This is a genomic window from Stenotrophomonas sp. YJH_SMC_37, from assembly GCF_059370035.1.
Window position 1 is genome coordinate 247,332 of record NZ_JCAFTG010000005.1, and the last position, 15,188, is coordinate 262,519.

11 protein-coding genes are annotated in these 15,188 nt (G+C 67.4%); 5 read left to right on the plus strand and 6 right to left on the minus strand.

The features are described from left to right. The first annotated feature begins 54 nt into the window (after window positions 1–54). A complete protein-coding gene (locus AC5P8J_RS09930; RefSeq protein WP_495216776.1) occupies window positions 55–2,352 on the plus strand; it encodes a TonB-dependent receptor in 2,298 nt (765 codons plus the stop codon). A 438-nt stretch (window positions 2,353–2,790) separates the two neighbouring features. Here AC5P8J_RS09930 and AC5P8J_RS09935 read toward each other — a convergent pair whose 3' ends face one another. Beyond that, complete coding sequence (locus AC5P8J_RS09935; RefSeq protein WP_346483727.1) at window positions 2,791–4,044, minus strand: flavohemoglobin expression-modulating QEGLA motif protein; 1,254 nt, start codon at window positions 4,042–4,044, stop codon at window positions 2,791–2,793. 126 nt (window positions 4,045–4,170) lie between these two features. Continuing rightward, a complete protein-coding gene (gene rsgA / locus AC5P8J_RS09940) occupies window positions 4,171–5,280 on the minus strand; it encodes a ribosome small subunit-dependent GTPase A (RefSeq protein ID WP_021203922.1) in 1,110 nt (369 codons plus the stop codon). A 114-nt stretch (window positions 5,281–5,394) separates the two neighbouring features. Between rsgA and AC5P8J_RS09945 the strand changes: the two genes are divergently transcribed. Genes AC5P8J_RS09945 through AC5P8J_RS09955 form a run of 3 tightly spaced genes read left to right on the plus strand, consistent with a single transcriptional unit; the run spans window position 5,395 to window position 8,014 of the window. Beyond that, window positions 5,395–6,669 carry a pyridoxal phosphate-dependent aminotransferase gene (locus tag AC5P8J_RS09945; RefSeq protein WP_111098056.1) on the plus strand — a complete coding sequence of 425 codons (1,275 nt, stop codon included), beginning with the start codon at window positions 5,395–5,397 and terminating at the stop codon, window positions 6,667–6,669. Window positions 6,670–6,672: 3 nt separating this feature from the next. Then, window positions 6,673–7,290, plus strand: coding sequence for an SGNH/GDSL hydrolase family protein (locus tag AC5P8J_RS09950; RefSeq protein WP_019662073.1), 618 nt, complete (start codon window positions 6,673–6,675; stop codon window positions 7,288–7,290). 4 nt (window positions 7,291–7,294) lie between these two features. Further along, window positions 7,295–8,014 (plus strand): class I SAM-dependent methyltransferase, encoded by a 720-nt coding sequence (locus AC5P8J_RS09955; protein ID WP_188250325.1) that lies wholly within the window; start codon window positions 7,295–7,297, stop codon window positions 8,012–8,014. A gap of 100 nt (window positions 8,015–8,114) precedes the next feature. Here the strand turns inward: AC5P8J_RS09955 and AC5P8J_RS09960 are convergent, their stop codons facing one another. Further along, window positions 8,115–8,894, minus strand: a complete 780-nt coding sequence (locus AC5P8J_RS09960; RefSeq protein ID WP_019662075.1) for a polysaccharide deacetylase family protein — start codon at window positions 8,892–8,894, stop codon at window positions 8,115–8,117. 59 nt (window positions 8,895–8,953) lie between these two features. Between AC5P8J_RS09960 and grxD the strand changes: the two genes are divergently transcribed. Continuing rightward, window positions 8,954–9,880, plus strand: a complete 927-nt coding sequence (grxD, locus tag AC5P8J_RS09965; protein ID WP_026347276.1) for a Grx4 family monothiol glutaredoxin — start codon at window positions 8,954–8,956, stop codon at window positions 9,878–9,880. 120 nt (window positions 9,881–10,000) lie between these two features. On the opposite strand, the gene AC5P8J_RS09970 is transcribed toward grxD, so the two are convergent. From AC5P8J_RS09970 to AC5P8J_RS09980, 3 genes are all read right to left on the minus strand, one after another. Next, a complete protein-coding gene (locus tag AC5P8J_RS09970; RefSeq protein WP_019662077.1) occupies window positions 10,001–10,540 on the minus strand; it encodes a DUF924 family protein in 540 nt (179 codons plus the stop codon). A 43-nt stretch (window positions 10,541–10,583) separates the two neighbouring features. Next, window positions 10,584–11,360 carry an AMP nucleosidase gene (locus AC5P8J_RS09975; protein WP_005414446.1) on the minus strand — a complete coding sequence of 259 codons (777 nt, stop codon included), beginning with the start codon at window positions 11,358–11,360 and terminating at the stop codon, window positions 10,584–10,586. A gap of 125 nt (window positions 11,361–11,485) precedes the next feature. Beyond that, complete coding sequence (locus tag AC5P8J_RS09980) at window positions 11,486–15,079, minus strand: autotransporter domain-containing protein (RefSeq protein WP_227854275.1); 3,594 nt, start codon at window positions 15,077–15,079, stop codon at window positions 11,486–11,488. Window positions 15,080–15,188: the final 109 nt, after the last annotated feature.

The window sequence follows — 15,188 nt, forward strand, 5'->3', positions numbered from 1 at the left end:
TGGCCATGCACCGCGCACGCGTGCCGGTGACCCCCCCCCATGCAACGGACCACCATGCAGACCCGACACCTGACGATCGCCGTGGCGATCGCGCTCTCCGCCGCCGCCAGCGCCCATGCCGCCACCGCTGCCGACACCGGCGCCAGCACCGACGCCGCACTGAGCGCGCAGACGCTGGATACCGTCTCCGTGATCGGCCAGGGCGAGACCCGCCAGGTGCAGCGCATCACCGCGGTCGACAAGCAGGTGCTGCCTCCAGGCACCAGTGGCCAGAAGATCCTCGACCGCCTGCCGGGCGTGTCGGTGCAGTCCAACGATGCCTTCGGCGCGAACGAAGAATCGCAGACCATCAGCCTGCGCGGCTTCGACAAGAGCCGCCTCGGCTATACGCTGGACGGCATCCCGCTGGGCGACAACAGCTACGGCAACTACAACGGCCTGAGCATCGCCCGCGCGATCATCGCCGAGAATCTGGCCGGTGCCGAGTTGTCGCAGGGCATCGGTTCGCTGGGCGTGGCCTCGACCAGCAACCTGGGCGGCACCATCCAGTACTTCTCGATGGACCCGTCCACCGAGTTCGGTGGCCGCGCCAGCGTCACCGTCGGCGACAACAGCCAGCGCCGTGGCTACCTGCGCGTGGATACCGGTGACATCAACGGCTTCTCGGCCTATGTGTCCGGCGTGCACCAGGACCAGGACATGTGGGCCGCGCCCTACCAGAACCAGACCACCCGCCAGTTCAACGCCAAGGCAGTGTGGAATGTCGGCGACCACCGCTTCGGTGCGTTCGTGGCCACCTCGCGCGCCAGCCAGGCCAACTACGCCTACCTGTCCAAGGACATGCTGGCGCGTGGCCTGGGCTGGGATTGGAACATCTACGCGCCGGACTGGGATCGCGCCGTGGCCGCTGCGTACTGCGCGCCGGGCACCTACAACAAGGCACGCTGCAAGTTCAGCGGCGGCGTCAACAGCATCGACGATGCCTACTACCAGAGCCGCGCATTGCGCGACGACAACCTCTATTCGGTCGATGCCGACCTTCGCCTGGGCGAGCAGGGCCGCCTGAAGCTGCTGGCCTACCACCACGACAACCGTGGCCAGGGCCACTGGTGGGCACCGGGCCAGCCATCCTACCCGGGCACCGACAGGATGCTGCCGATCTCGATCCGCAGCACCAACTACACGATCAACCGCGATGGCCTGACCGCCGCATTGTCGTGGACGGTGGGCATCCACGAACTGGAAGCCGGCCTGTGGTACGAGCAGAACGACCATAACGTGTCGCGCAACTTCTACTACATCAGTGGCCCGTTCCTGGACGACCTGTACCTGAAGAACCCCGACCGCCTGCTGTTCAACCAGGACTTCGACATCCGCACGCGCCAGTTCTACGTGCAGGACCGCATGCGCTTCCTGGACCAACGGCTGACCGTAGACGTGGGCATCAAGAGCCCCAACACCCGCATGCGCGCCACCGCCCAGCCGGGCGTGGAAACCCGCATCGCCTCGGGCACGCTGACCACCAAGGAATCGGTGCTGCCGCAGGTGGGCCTGGGCTTCAAGCTCAACGCCAACAACGAGCTGTTCGCCTCCTACGCCGAGAACATCGCCGCCTTCGTCGGCGGTGGCAGCGGCGGCCCGCTGCAGGTGTCGCCGGAATCGTTCGCGGCCAGCGCCGGGCTGGAGCCGGAGAAGTCCAAGAGCCTGGAAGCCGGCTTCCGTACCTTCGGCGAGAAGTACCAGGCCTCGATCGCGGCCTACAACGTGAAGTTCGACAACCGCCTGCTGTCGCTGAACCCGTGTTCCAGCATCGAAGTCGGCACGCGTCCGGAGTGCGTAACGCGCTTCATCAATGTCGGTTCGGTGAAGAGCCACGGCGCGGAACTGACCTTCATCCTCAAGCCGATCGACGGCCTGCAGTGGTACAACGCGCTGTCCTGGAACAAGACCACCTACGAGGATGACTACACCTCGGGCGGTGCGATCGTACCGGTGGCCGGCAAGATCACGGTGGATACGCCGCAGCGCATGGCCTCCAGCGAGATCAGCTGGAACCGCGACGGCTTCTTCGCCAGCCTGCGTGCGAAGTACACCGGCAAGCGCTACTACACCTACACCAACGACCAGTCGGTGCCGGGCGTGACCACCTTCGACGCTGGTGCAGGCTACGACTTCGGCCCGGGCCTGGGCCTGCGCAACGTGCGGGTGTCGTTGAACGCGACCAACCTGACCAACAAGCGCTATGCCGGCCAGCTGAGTTCGTTCGCGCCGACCGATCCGAAGGGCACGCGGTATGCGATCCATGCGAGCGCGCCGCGGCAGCTGTTCATGACGGTGGCGGCGGAGTTCTAAGTCGAAAGCGTTGCTCCGCGGCGTCTTGATTATCATCGCGGGGCAGGGCCGGATGGGCCGGCGCAGGACACGCCGTAAACCCATCCATGGGGGCTCGATGGCGCCATCCATGGCGTCAACGGTCCTGCGCCGGCCCATCCGACCCTGCTCGACGGTTTCCCGCGCCACGGTGCGGAAGGCAAAGAAGAGCAAAAGCAAAGAGCCGGGCATTGCCCGGCTCTTTGCTTTTCAAGCGCAATCCCTTCGGCGCGGTGATGTGCTGCCGCCCGCGCGGGAAACTGTCTGGCGGCGGTGGCGCACCCTGGCCAGGACCGTGAGGCGCATGGATGCGCCGATCGAGCCCCCATGGATGGGTTTACGGCGTGTCCTGGCCAGGGTGCCCCACCGCCGCCCAGCGATATCCATCGAGGCGCCAGCGCATCATCCCGCCAACGCATTTCATTCCGGCGCCAGCTGGTCCATCCGTATCCGGTTGGCGAACAGCGAGAACGCCAGCATGCCAGCCAGGCCGTTCGCCCGGCTCACCCAGTGCGGCAGCCAGCGCGGCGGCTTCAGCACACCCGCTTCGAACAGTGGCGCGAACGCAATCGCATCGGTCAGGCTCATCTTGCCGGCAAACAACCAGCGGCAGACCTGCAGGCGGTCCTCGGCCAGCATGTGCCGGAAGAAGGTATGCACCGACACCAGCCCGCGCAGGTACACCGTGTCCTTGGTGAACGCCAGGCCACCATTGGGCGGCACGCCACGGAACACGCGCTGTGCCGAGGCGAAACTCTCCTCCGGGTTCTGCCCGGCATCGCAGAAATAGCGGAACACTTCGATGAAGTCGGCGCCTTCGCGTGCCATCGCGATCGCTTCGGTGCGCAGGCTGATCCGCTTCAGGCGCTCGATGTCGATGCTGCCGGTGATCTGTTCGGCGAAGGTAGCCAGCCCTTCCTGGGTGGCCGTCACCCGCGGCGAGGACAACGCCAGGCTGGGCAATACCGGCTGGCCGCGACCGTTCAATGCGGTGAGCGAATGCACCAGCGCTTCATGGTGGAACAGCTGCGCGCGGTCGTAAGCGCTGAAGCGCGCGCTGGTACGCAGGCGGATGCGGGTCGGTCCGGCAGCGGCCTTGGACACCAGCTCCGGATCCAGCTGAACCTGGATGATGCGCGATTCGAAGAACGCATCCAGATCGTTCTGCAGCTGCAGCTGCAGGGCAATGGCCGAGACCGGTACCTGCTCTTCCGGCGCCAGCAGTTCGTGATCGAGTTCGGTAGCGATCTGGATGAAGTGGCGCGCTGCGTCGCGCGTGCTCGGACCATTGCCCGGCAGCGGCTGCTCGGGTGCGCCGAACAGCTGCACCGAACAGGTATCGACTGCCGCAGTGCCCAGCCCCTCCAACAGCTGCGCGGCCAGATCCCAGCTCTGCGCCGACTGCTGCACATAGTGGCCCAGCGGGTGGCTGTCATCGCAGTCGCCGGCGATCGCGGCCAGCGCACGGCGCTCCTCGCTGAAGTCGAGCCGGGGGTAATCCACTTTCGGCAGCACCGGCTGGCCGCGCGCCACGCTTTCCAGGAACGGGGCCTGCACCGTGGCCGGCCAGCTGGTCAGGCCCAGCAGGCGGATGCCCCCCACGGCCTCGACCAGGCGCGCATCGAGCGCTGCATGGTGGGCCACGTCACGGTCCAGCGTCGCAGTCGGTTCCATGCGCGGACTATAACGCCCTGCCGTGTCCGGCGCCGTGCGCCGCCGCCCGAGCATCGGCCCGGGCGCTACAGGGAATGATTCCACCGCGAACCAAGTGTAGAGCCGAGCCCATGCTCGGCTGCCTTGTTACCGCCTACGCGGCTTGCCCGCCGGGCGGAACTGCTGGCCCTTGCCCTTCCTGCCGCCGCGTTCCTGCGCGGTCTCGGCCTGGCGTACGGCCAGCTTCGCTGCGGCCACGGCCACTTCTTCCTTCAGCTTGAAGTAGTTCAGCAGCCGGCTCTCTTCGATCTCGCCCGCGTCGATCGCTGCGCGAACAGCACAGCCCGGTTCCTGCTGGTGCTTGCAGTCGTTGAAGCGGCACTGTGCGGCCAGCGCTTCGATATCGGCGAAGCCGCCTTCGGACAGCGTCTCTTCACCGGTCGGCTTCAGCTCGCGCATGCCGGGGGTGTCGATCAGGCAGGCACCGGTCGGTAGCGGCATCAGCGCGCGGTGCGTGGTGGTGTGGCGCCCGCGCGAATCGTTGGCACGCACCGCGTTGGTCCTCATCCGCTGCTCGCCGAGCAACGTGTTGGTCAACGTGGACTTGCCGGCACCGGAGGAGCCGACCAGCACCACCGTGCGGCCGGGACCCAGCCACGGTTGCAGCACCGCCACGCTGTCGGCGTCCAGGCCGTTGATCGCATGCAAGGCAATGCCCTGCATCTCCAGTTCTTCCAGCACCGCCAGCGCGTCCTCGCTGTATTCGGTCTGGTCGGCCTTGGTCAGCACCACCACCGGTTCGGCACCGCCACCGCCGACCAGCAGCAGGTAGCGCTCGATGCGGCGCGGATTGAAGTCAGCGTCCAGGCCACAGACGATGAATACCGTATCGATGTTGGCCGCGATCACCTGCTGGTGGTAGTGCTCACCCGCGGCACCACGCTTGATCGCGGTGCGCCGTGGCAGCAGGGCGACGATGCGGATGCCATCGAGCAGCACCCAGTCGCCCACCGCCGGCCGTTCATGGCTGGGGAAGCGCGGGCGCTGCCATTCCGGCAGCGACTCGGCCTTGATCGACGCATCCGGGCCATCGGCCACCACGTAGTGGGTGCGGTGCTGCTCGATCACCCGCGCCGGGCGGGCCTGCGGATGCGTGGCCATCGCGGCCTGCCAGTCGGCCTGCTGCGCCGGGCCCGGCCAGGGCCAGCCAATGGTCTGCAGGGCGATGAAATCGGGGGTCTGGGTCATCGCGGCCATTCTACCTGTGCCGACGCCCTGCCAGCCCAGCAATGGCGGGCCCGGAGCCCTTGCCATGCATTGCAGCAATTCCGGTAGGATGGAAGCCCCATGCCTTTTGACGGCCCATTCCCCATGTCCACCCCTTCGCCCAAGCCCCTGGCCATCCGCGAGCGCCTTTCCGAAGTGCGCTACGAAATCCGCGGAGAACTGGCGCGGCGAGCCCGGGAACTGGAGGCGCAGGGCCGCAAGCTGATCAAGCTCAACATCGGCAACCCGGGCAACTTCGGTTTCCGTGCGCCCGAGCACCTGCAGCGCGCGATTGCCGATGACATGGGCCGTACCGACCCTTACACCCACCAGCAGGGCCTGCCGGTCGCACGCGAAGCCATTGCCGCCGCCTATGCGCGCCGCGGTGCGCCCGATGCGCATCCGGACCGGGTGTTCGTCGGCAACGGCGTGAGCGAACTGATCGATCTGTCGCTGCGGGCGCTGTTGAACCCGGGCGATGAAGTGCTGGTGCCCTCGCCGGACTACCCGCTGTGGTCGGCCGCGGCCATCCTCAACGACGGCCGCCCGGTGTACTACCGCTGCGCGCCGGAAAACGGCTTCCAGCCCGACCCGACCGAGATCGAGACGCTGGTGTCCACGCGCACCCGCGCCATCGTGCTGATCAACCCGAACAACCCCAGCGGCGCCAGCTACCCGCGCGAACTGCTGGAGCGCGTGGTCGAGATCGCGCGCCGCCACAACCTGTTGCTGCTGGTCGACGAGATCTACGACCAGATCCTGTACGACGACGCGGTGTTCCAGCCGGTCGCGCCGCTGGCCGGCGACCATCCGTGCCTGACCTTCAGCGGCCTGAGCAAGGTGCACCGCGCCTGCGGCTGGCGCGTGGGCTGGGCGCACCTCAGTGGCGATGACGCACGCCTGGGCGATTTCCGCGCCGCGCTGGACCTGCTGAGCGCGCTGCGCCTGTGTGCCAACGTGCCGGGCCAGTACGCCATCGACGCGGCAGTGAACGGCCCGGACACCATTTCCGAGCTGTGCGCCCCCGGCGGCCGTCTGTATGAAACCCGGCGCGCGGTGATCGAGGCCTGCGAGGCCAGCGAACACCTTTCGCTGGTTGCCCCGGCCGGCGCGCTGTACGCGTTCCCGGCCGTGGTCGGTGCCGCCGCCAAGGGCTTCGACGACCACACCTTCGCCCTGGACCTGATGAACAACGAAGGCGTGCTGGTCGTACCCGGCTCCAGCTTCAACGTGCCTTACCGCCATCACTTCCGCGTGACCCTGCTGCCGGAAGCCTCGGTCATGCGCGATGTGTTCGCACGCATCGACCGCGTGCTGGCCCGCCGTGCCGAGGACGCCACCAAGGTCGTGCCGCTGAAGCCGCGCCGTTCGGTGGCCTGAGCCGTGGCGTTGTCCTACCTGGCGCTGGGCGACTCGTACACCATCGGAGAAGCGGTTGCCGTCGAAGGCCGCTGGCCGCACCAGCTTGCCGCCGCCCTGCGTGCGCAGGGCATTGAGCTGTCCGATCCGCAGACCATTGCAACCACCGGCTGGACCACCGACGAACTCGATGCCGGCATCGATGCGGCCGCGCCGCAGGGGCCGTTCGATTTCGTCAGCCTGCTGATCGGCGTCAACAACCAGTACCGCGGGCGTCCTCTGGACGAGTACCGCAGCCAGTTCCGGGCCCTGTTGGAGCGGGCGATCGGCTTCGCCGGCGGTGATGCCGGGCGCGTGCTGGTGCTGTCCTTCCCCGACTGGGGTGCAACCCCGTTTGGTATCGGCAGCGGCCGTGACCTGGCCGCGATCGAGATCGAGACCGACGAGTTCAATGCCGCTGCCGAAGTGATCAGCACCCAGCAGGGCGTGGCCTTCGTCGACATCACCGATATCAGCCGTGACCAGGGCGACAACCCGGCGATGATCGCCGACGACGGCCTGCACCCTTCAGCACGGATGTACGCGCTGTGGAGCGCGCGCGCGCTGCCGGTCGCCGCCCACCTGCTCGGCGGAACGGACTGAGGCGATGGACGGCACGCCACGGAACGGCCCGCCCCTGCCCTGCACTCCCCTGGCCGCACCGCAGGCCCGTGCGATCGCCGAGGCATTCCGCCCCGCGCACGCCTGGGCCAGCCGCCGCGACTACTACTACACCCGCAGCAAGCTGGGCAGCGACCCGCTGTATGACGGCGTGCTGCAGCACCTGCCTGGCGACGGGCAACCCGTGCTGGACCTGGGCTGCGGGCTGGGCCTGTTCGCCCACGTGCTGCGCCAGCGCGGTGGCTCCCAGCCCTACCTGGGCGTGGACGTGGATGCCGGCAAGATCGCCCGCGCCCAGCGTGCCGCCACCGGCCTGCCCGCTGTGCGCTTCGACTGCCTGGACGTGCAGGCGCCGCTGCCGGCGCAGGCCGGGCATGTGCTGCTGCTGGATGTGCTGCAGTACCTGGACGCGGGCCCACAGCAGGCACTGCTGCGTGAGGCCAGTGCACGGGTAGCCCGCGGTGGCCGCCTGCTGCTGCGCACGCCGCTCGCTACCGGCGATGGCCGCGACCGCACTACCCGGGTGGCGGACCGGCTGGCCTGGCTGATCGGCTGGATGGGCACCCGCCCCCGTCATTACCCGGATCCGCAGGCGCTGCAGGCAACGCTGGTCGAAGCCGGATTACAGGTGCCCCCCCCGCGTCCCCTGCATGGGCGCACGCCGTTCAACAGCTGGTTGCTGGTGGCCGAACGCCCCGCGTTGTAGCGCCGAGTGCAGTATGTGCCGGCGCTGCGCTACAGGATGATCGCCACCCCTTGTAGCGCCGAGCCCATGCTCGGCTGCTCTACACCACCAGGGCCCGGCGTTACGGAACCGGCAGCCGCGCCTTCAGCCCCCGCTCGTCCAGCGCCTGCAGCACGCGTTCGATGATCGCCAGGTTGTGGCCGTGGGCGGCCCCCTCATGCAGCAGCACGATGGCGCCCGGGCGCAGGTCCGGCAGCAGCCGCGACAGCACGCCCTCCGGCGTGCAGCCGACACCGTCGTAGCCACGGGCGCTCCAGCCCACGCGCACCAGTCCCAGCGCCTTCAACACCGGCGCCACGAACGGATTGGTCATGCCCACCACCGAGCGGTACCAGCGCACCGGGCGACCGCCCACCGCCTGCAGCGCATGCTGGCAGCCCTCGATCTCGGCACGCATCGCTGCCGGGCCCAGCCGCCAGAAGCGCGCCTGTGGATGACTGTGGCTGTGGTTGCCCAGGTCGTGGCCCCGGCGCAGGATCTCCTGCACCAGCTCCGGCTGCGCCAGCGCCCGCTCGCCGACCAGGAAGAACGTGGCACGTGCCTGGTGGCGATCCAGCAGATCGAGCACGGCCCGGGTCTCCGGGCCGGGACCGTCATCGATGGTCAACCAGACGCTGTTGCCGGCCTCCGGTACCCGGCTCAGCACCGGTGCGTAGAAGTGGCAGTTGGGCAGGAACACCGGCACCAGAAAGAGCGCGTGGCTGGTCACCATCAGCGGCAGGCCCCACCGCCAGCCCGCCAGCGACCAGACCAGGATCACGGCCAGCTGCGACGCCACCAGCCAGGGCAGCCAGCGCCAGGGCCGGGTCGGGATGCGATGCAATGTTCCTGCGTTGCTCATCCCCCATGATGCCATGAGGGGTAGAATTGATGATTCGAATTCCCGGAACCCCGACGTCCATGTCCCTCGATCCCGCCCTGCGTTCGCGCATCGAATCCATCCTCAACGCCAACCGCGTCGTGCTGTTCATGAAGGGCCAGCCGTCGATGCCGCAGTGTGGTTTCTCGGCCAAGGCCGTCGGCGCCCTGCAGGACCTGGGCGTTGAGTTCGCCCACGTCAACGTGCTGGCCGACCAGGAAATCCGTGAAGGCATCAAGGCCTATGGCGACTGGCCGACCATTCCGCAGCTGTACATCGACGGCGAACTGGTCGGCGGCAGCGACATCGTGCTGCAGATGGCCGCCAGCGGCGAGCTGAGCAGCGTGCTGGGGCTGCCGGCACCGGACCGTACCCCGCCGAGCATCACCGTCACGCCGGCGGCCGTGGAAATGCTCAAGGGCGCGCTGGCCGATGCCCCGGGCGCGGCCCTGCAGCTGACCATCGACGCCCGCTTCCAGCCCAACTTCCAGCTGGCCCCCCACGACGAAAGCGCCATCGCCGCCGAGTCCAACGGCCTGCGCGTGCAGTTCGACCTGGCCAGCGCGCGTCGCGCCAACGGCATCACCATCGACTGGGTGGACGACATCCGCGGCAAGGGCCTGGCCATCGACAACCCGAATGCGCCCAAGCCGGTGCAGGAAATCAGCGTGCGCGATGCCGACGACCTGGTGCGTGCCGGCAACATCACCCTGGTGGACGTGCGCCCGGCCGACGAGCGCGAGATCGCTGCGGTGGGCGTGCCGTTCAAGACCTTCGACGGCAACGGCCGTGCCGAGCTGGAAGCCCTGCCCAAGGACACCGCACTGGCCTTCATGTGCCACCACGGTGGCCGCAGCGCGCAGGCCGCAGAACAGTTCCGTGCGCTGGGCTTCACCAAGGTGTTCAACGTCACCGGCGGCATCAATGCCTGGTCGGAAGATGTCGACAACGGCGTGCCGAAGTACTGATTGACGGCGCGGGGTCAGCGCCCTTTCCTGAGGAAAGCGGATCTGGCCCCCAAAAAAAGGGGACGGAGGGGATTAAGTCGTTTATGCCACAAACGACTTAATCCCCTCCGTCCCCTTTTTTCAGCCGGCGAAACCGCCTTCGGCCAGGTAATCCAGTTCTTCCGGGGTGGGGATGCGGCCCAGCACGGCATTGCGGTGCGGAAAGCGCCCGAAGCGACGGATGATGTCGCGGTGCAGCTCGGCGTACTGCAGGTATTCCTTGTCGCCCAGCACATCGAACATCGCCACCGAACGGTCCTGGTCCAACGGGTCCTCGGAGTGCTCGAACGGCAGGTAGATGAAGGCGCGCAGCTTCGGCACCAGCTGCAGGTCCAGGCCTTCCTCGATGGCGCGCATGGCGTAGTGCCGGGCCAGGCCATCGGTGGCATAGGAATGGGCAGTACCGCGGAAGCAGTTGCGCGGGAACTGGTCCAGCAGCAGCATCAGCGCCAGTGCGCCCTCGGCACTGCCCAGCCAGTGTTCACGCCCACGCGAAGCGGCGGCGAAATGCTCATCCAGGAACAACTGGCGGAACTGCGCGTCGAACGCATCGTCGCGGGCGAACCACTTCGCAGGGCCCGCTTCTTTCCAGAAATCCACCACTTGCGCGGCAACGTCCATCACCTACTCCCCAGGGCCGGCGCGCCGCGCCAGGCCATCATCATCATTCATCGAAGCGCAGGTGGCGGACCGACTTGCCGTTGCGCCGGATAAGCTTAAGCGCCTCGATACCGATCTGGATATGATTTTCCACGAACTGGGAGCTGACCTTGGCATCGGAAGCCTCGGTCTTGACCCCGTCGGGGATCATCGGCTGGTCCGAGACCAGCAGCAGCGCGCCACTGGGAATGTGGTTGGCGAAACCGGCCGCGAACACCGTGGCGGTTTCCATGTCGATGGCCATGCAGCGCATCGCCCGCAGCCGCTCCTTGAAGGCCTCGTCGTGCTCCCAGACCCGGCGGTTGGTGGTGTAGACGGTGCCGGTCCAGTAGTCGTGGCCGAGGTCGCGGATCATGGTCGAGACTGCACGCTGCAGCGCGAACGCCGGCAACGCCGGGACTTCCGGCGGCAGGTAATCGCCCGAGGTACCCTCGCCACGGATCGCTGCGATCGGCAGCACCAGGTCACCCAGCTGGTTCTTGCGCTTGAGGCCACCGCACTTGCCCAGGAACAGTACCGCCTTGGGCATCACTGCCGACAGCAGGTCCATGATGATCGCGGCATTGGGGCTACCCATGCCGAAGTTGATCATGGTGATGCCATCGATGGTGGCGCTGGCCATCGGCCGGTCCAGGCCGATGACGGGCGCACCGGTCAGCTCGGAAAAGGTGTGCAGGTAGCCGCCGAAGTTGGTCAGCAGGATGTGCTGGCCGAACTGGTCCAGCGGCACGCCGGTGTAGCGCGGCAGCCAGTTGTCGACGATTTCCTGCTTGCTCTTCATGGGCGGTCCGGTACGGCGTGGGGGCCGCCATTGTAGGCGTGCACGGGCCAACCCACACCTGGGCCGGCAACGAAGAAGGGCGGCCCTGCGGCCGCCCTCCTGGTTTCCCTGCGGGAACCGGTGGCTTAGAAGCGCACCGACCAGCGCAGGTTGGCACTGTGGTCACGGCTTTCGTCGCCAAACTGGCCGCTATAGCCCAGCTCCAGCTGCTGGCGTGTGGTCAACCATGCCGACAGCCCCAGTTCGGCCACCACCGTCCTGTCAGCCAACGGGGCACCGCTGACCACGAAGCTGTCGCTGCCGGTGGCAAAGGCGAAGCGGGCCGCCGGGTCGCGGTCACCGCTGGCATGGCGGTACCCGACGCCACCGCGCAGGTGCAGCCAGCTGTCCTGCTGGAACGAAGCCTTCAGGCCCTTGTCAAAACGCAGGCCGGCCGTGGCCACGGTGGTACGCAGATCGTCCACCTCACCCTGCAGTGCAGCCGCACCGCCGCGTTCGTTGACGCGCTTCATGTCCACTTCCACACGTGCGAGCTGCAGGTAAGGTTCCAACCCCGCCTCGCGGCCGCCGAAGCGGTAGCTCGCCTCGACGAACGCCTGGCGGGTGCGGCCGTCATAGCGTGCCGCCAGCGTATCGCTGTAACCGGAGAAGGCCAGCTCGCGGGTGCTCTTCACCTCATGCTCGCTCCAGGCCAGGCCACCCCGCAGGCCGAAGGCGCCCCAATCGTGACTGGCATAGGCCCCCAGGTGCGTATTGTCGACCTTGGCACGCGCACGGCGTCCTTCCTGCTGCTTGGCATCGGTACGGCCGGTACCGGCCAGCATGCCCACCTGCCAGCCGTTGATCTCGCGGTCCACGCCTACCAGCAGGCCGCTGCTGTTGGCTTCGGTGCGTGCGGTGTTGCCATTGCCGTCCAGCGTGGTGCTGCCACCGAGGGCCTGTACCCAGACCCCCGTGGCGGCGTCGCTGTCTGCTCCCGGCGCGCGCACACCGACGCGGCGCGACAGTGCGGCATCACGCACGTAGCGGCTGCCCTCGACCAGGGCCATCGCGGTGGCCGCATGCAGCTCGCCGCTGAGGCCGTCCAGTGCAGCGCCTACCTGTTGAGGGAACAGCAGGGTCAGTGGGCGCGGCAGGCCCTGGTTGACCGCCAGCCGGTCGGCCACAGTGGCCACCGCGCGCTGGTTGTCGGTACTGGCGGCACTGGCGAGCGGATTGCCACGGGTGACTTCAATGCGCGCGCCACCGGTGCCATAGGACAGCCCGAATTTCAGGAACGGCGAGAACGCACTGAAGTCGGTGGTGGCGAACTGGCCGCGGATTCCGCCCTCGGCACGGATGAAGTTGAACTGCTCACCCAGGTAATAGGTGCCCGCTTCCGGCAGGGCGATCAGGGTGCCGCCCAGGGTGGCGGTACCGGTGACGCGCAACTGGTCACTGTGCCCGCCCGGGGCCAGCTCGGCCTGGTACACACCGGTGGCGGTCTGCACGTAGTCGCCGTTGATGGTCAGCGTGCCGATCGAGTTGCCCGGTGCAACGATACCGGCCACGGTGGTATCGCCCAGCTGGCCGATGCCCTTCAGTGTGCCGTTGCGGCCAACGAGGGTGTGACCACCGCTCTGCGTACCGTTGAACGACAGCACGCCACCGTTGACGGTCAGGTCGGAGCCTGCGAGTAACCCGCCTGCATTCACACGGCTGTTGCCCAGGCTGGTCAACGCGCTGTTTTCCAGCCTTCCGTTCAATTCGAACGTCCCCTGCGCGGCCACCGAGGTGTGGGCGCCGCGCTGCACGCCGTCGAAGATGACCACGCCACCGTTGACGTTCAGGTCGGAGCCATCCAGCACACCGCGTGCGTTGATGTGGCTGGCGCCCCCCTGGCTGTTCAGCGCGGTGTTCTTCAACGTGCCATTGAGCAGGAAGCTGCCGCCGGCCACGTCCACCGCTCCGGTGAGCGTATTGACGCCATCCAGTTCGAGCACGCCCTCGCGCACCAGCGCACCGTTGAAGCTGTTGTCGCCGCTCAAGCGCAGCCAGCCGATGCCGCTCTTGGTCAGCTTGCCGGGGCCGCCGATGTCGTTGGTCCAGTTGTCCCAGGCATCGCCTTCCCACACTTTCAGGCCACCGGCACGCTGGTTCATCACCACGTCGGTGTCCACGCGCAGCGAACCGTAACCCTCGATGGCCTTGGCCAGGTTCAACAGGCCCCAACCGTAGATGTCGTCGATGCCGGGCGCGCCCAGATCGGTGGTCGTGGTCAGCAGCACATCGCGCACCTGAGCGCTGTCCAGATAGGGGAAGCGTTCAAACAGCAGGCCCAGCGCGCCGGTGACGTGGGGCGCGGCCATGGAGGTTCCACTCAGCAGCGCATAGCCATAGGTAGGCACGCGCTGCTGGATGTCCAGGCTGACGTTGCCGTTGGCGTCGATGCCGACGCTGCCGGCCAGGCTGGAATCATCACCATAGGCGGTCGATACGATGTCCGAACCCGGTGCGGCAAGGCACCAGTTGGCACTCAGGCCGCACTTGTTGGAACGATTGCTCAGGGTCAGATTGGTACCGACGTTGACCACGCTCAACCAGTACGGCTCGATGTCGGCGAATGCGCGCGGCAGCGTGGCGTAGAGGCCGGCGATGGGACTCTGCGCAGGCGTCGGAATGACCGAACTGGTATTGCCGGCCGCCCACACCTGGATCATCCCGCGCGCACGCGATCCGTCGGCAAAGGTGTTCAGGTACTGGCGGTCGTCCGGGTCGTTGTAGATCGCGTCCATGTCCGTCGCTGTTGTCGGTTCCGTGACCAGGCCCCAGCTATGGTTGATGGCACGCACGCCCTGCGCGTTCATCTGGGCATACAGGTCCTGGAAGGCGCTGACTTTCGGGCCGATCGCGCCCAGTGTCACGACCGAGTAGCCAGTCGCCGTGCGCTGCCACTCGCGGATGCTGTCGGAGAACAGCCGGCCAACGGTCAGGTCCGAACCGAAGGACACACCGTGCATGCCGCTTCCGTCCCGGTTCGCCGCGATGGTGCCAGCAACGTGCGTGCCATGGATCTCGAACTGCATCCCCGGCTGCACATAGGGGCCCGACTCGATGATCCTGCGGATGTTGTCGGGCACGTTGGCGTTGTACCCGACATAGCTGATCTGGACGTCATCGCCATCACTGGCGAAGCAGGCCGCCGGCCCACGCACTGCGGTGGTGTTGGTGCAGCGCGTGCCGTCAGCCATCAGATCGGCGATGCGGATGCTGCGGTTGTCCTTGCCGGCGAATTCCGGATGGTCCAGACCCGTGCCACTGTCGAATACGCCCAGGCGGATGCCCGCACCGGTCAACCCGCGCGCATAGGCCACGTCGGCATTGATCGCAGCCAGGCCCCAGTCGAGTTCGAATTCACTGGTACGCCAGCTCGCAGCGTCGCCGGGCTTGCCCATGACCGGCTCCGCGGAAGCACCGGCGCTGGGAGCCAGCGCCGCCACCGGAATCGCTACCGAGGGAGCGATCATCGCGGGAGCGGAGGCGCTCACCCCGCTTTGCGCGGCGAACGCCGACTGCAGGCTGCGCTGCAGCTGGTAACGGGCCAGGGCGTCGTCACTGTCCTGGGCCAGTACCGGCAGTGCGGTGGCCACCAGCAACGAACCGACAATGGCCGACGCCAGCGGCGAGGGGAGGAAGGAACGGCGCGAAACGGTCGAACGGCGGAGCTTTGCAGCAGTCATCGGTTGCGTCCTTGATTCCATGAGAGGTACGGGCCCGGCTCCCTCGTTGGAGCAGGTGCGTAAGCTGGTGACACAGGTCAGCGCAAGACGTAATCAGCCCATTGCTTCA

Coding starts and splice junctions, on each gene's coding strand:
- AC5P8J_RS09945 (WP_111098056.1), top strand. CDS start 5,395: ATGTCCACCCCTTCGCCCAAGCCCCTGGCCATCCGCGAGCGCCTTTCC.
- AC5P8J_RS09930 (WP_495216776.1), top strand. CDS start 55: ATGCAGACCCGACACCTGACGATCGCCGTGGCGATCGCGCTCTCCGCC.
- AC5P8J_RS09980 (WP_227854275.1), bottom strand. CDS start 15,079: ATGACTGCTGCAAAGCTCCGCCGTTCGACCGTTTCGCGCCGTTCCTTC.
- rsgA (WP_021203922.1), bottom strand. CDS start 5,280: ATGGCCGCGATGACCCAGACCCCCGATTTCATCGCCCTGCAGACCATT.
- AC5P8J_RS09935 (WP_346483727.1), bottom strand. CDS start 4,044: ATGGAACCGACTGCGACGCTGGACCGTGACGTGGCCCACCATGCAGCG.
- AC5P8J_RS09960 (WP_019662075.1), bottom strand. CDS start 8,894: ATGAGCAACGCAGGAACATTGCATCGCATCCCGACCCGGCCCTGGCGC.
- AC5P8J_RS09955 (WP_188250325.1), top strand. CDS start 7,295: ATGGACGGCACGCCACGGAACGGCCCGCCCCTGCCCTGCACTCCCCTG.
- AC5P8J_RS09975 (WP_005414446.1), bottom strand. CDS start 11,360: ATGAAGAGCAAGCAGGAAATCGTCGACAACTGGCTGCCGCGCTACACC.
- AC5P8J_RS09970 (WP_019662077.1), bottom strand. CDS start 10,540: ATGGACGTTGCCGCGCAAGTGGTGGATTTCTGGAAAGAAGCGGGCCCT.
- grxD (WP_026347276.1), top strand. CDS start 8,954: ATGTCCCTCGATCCCGCCCTGCGTTCGCGCATCGAATCCATCCTCAAC.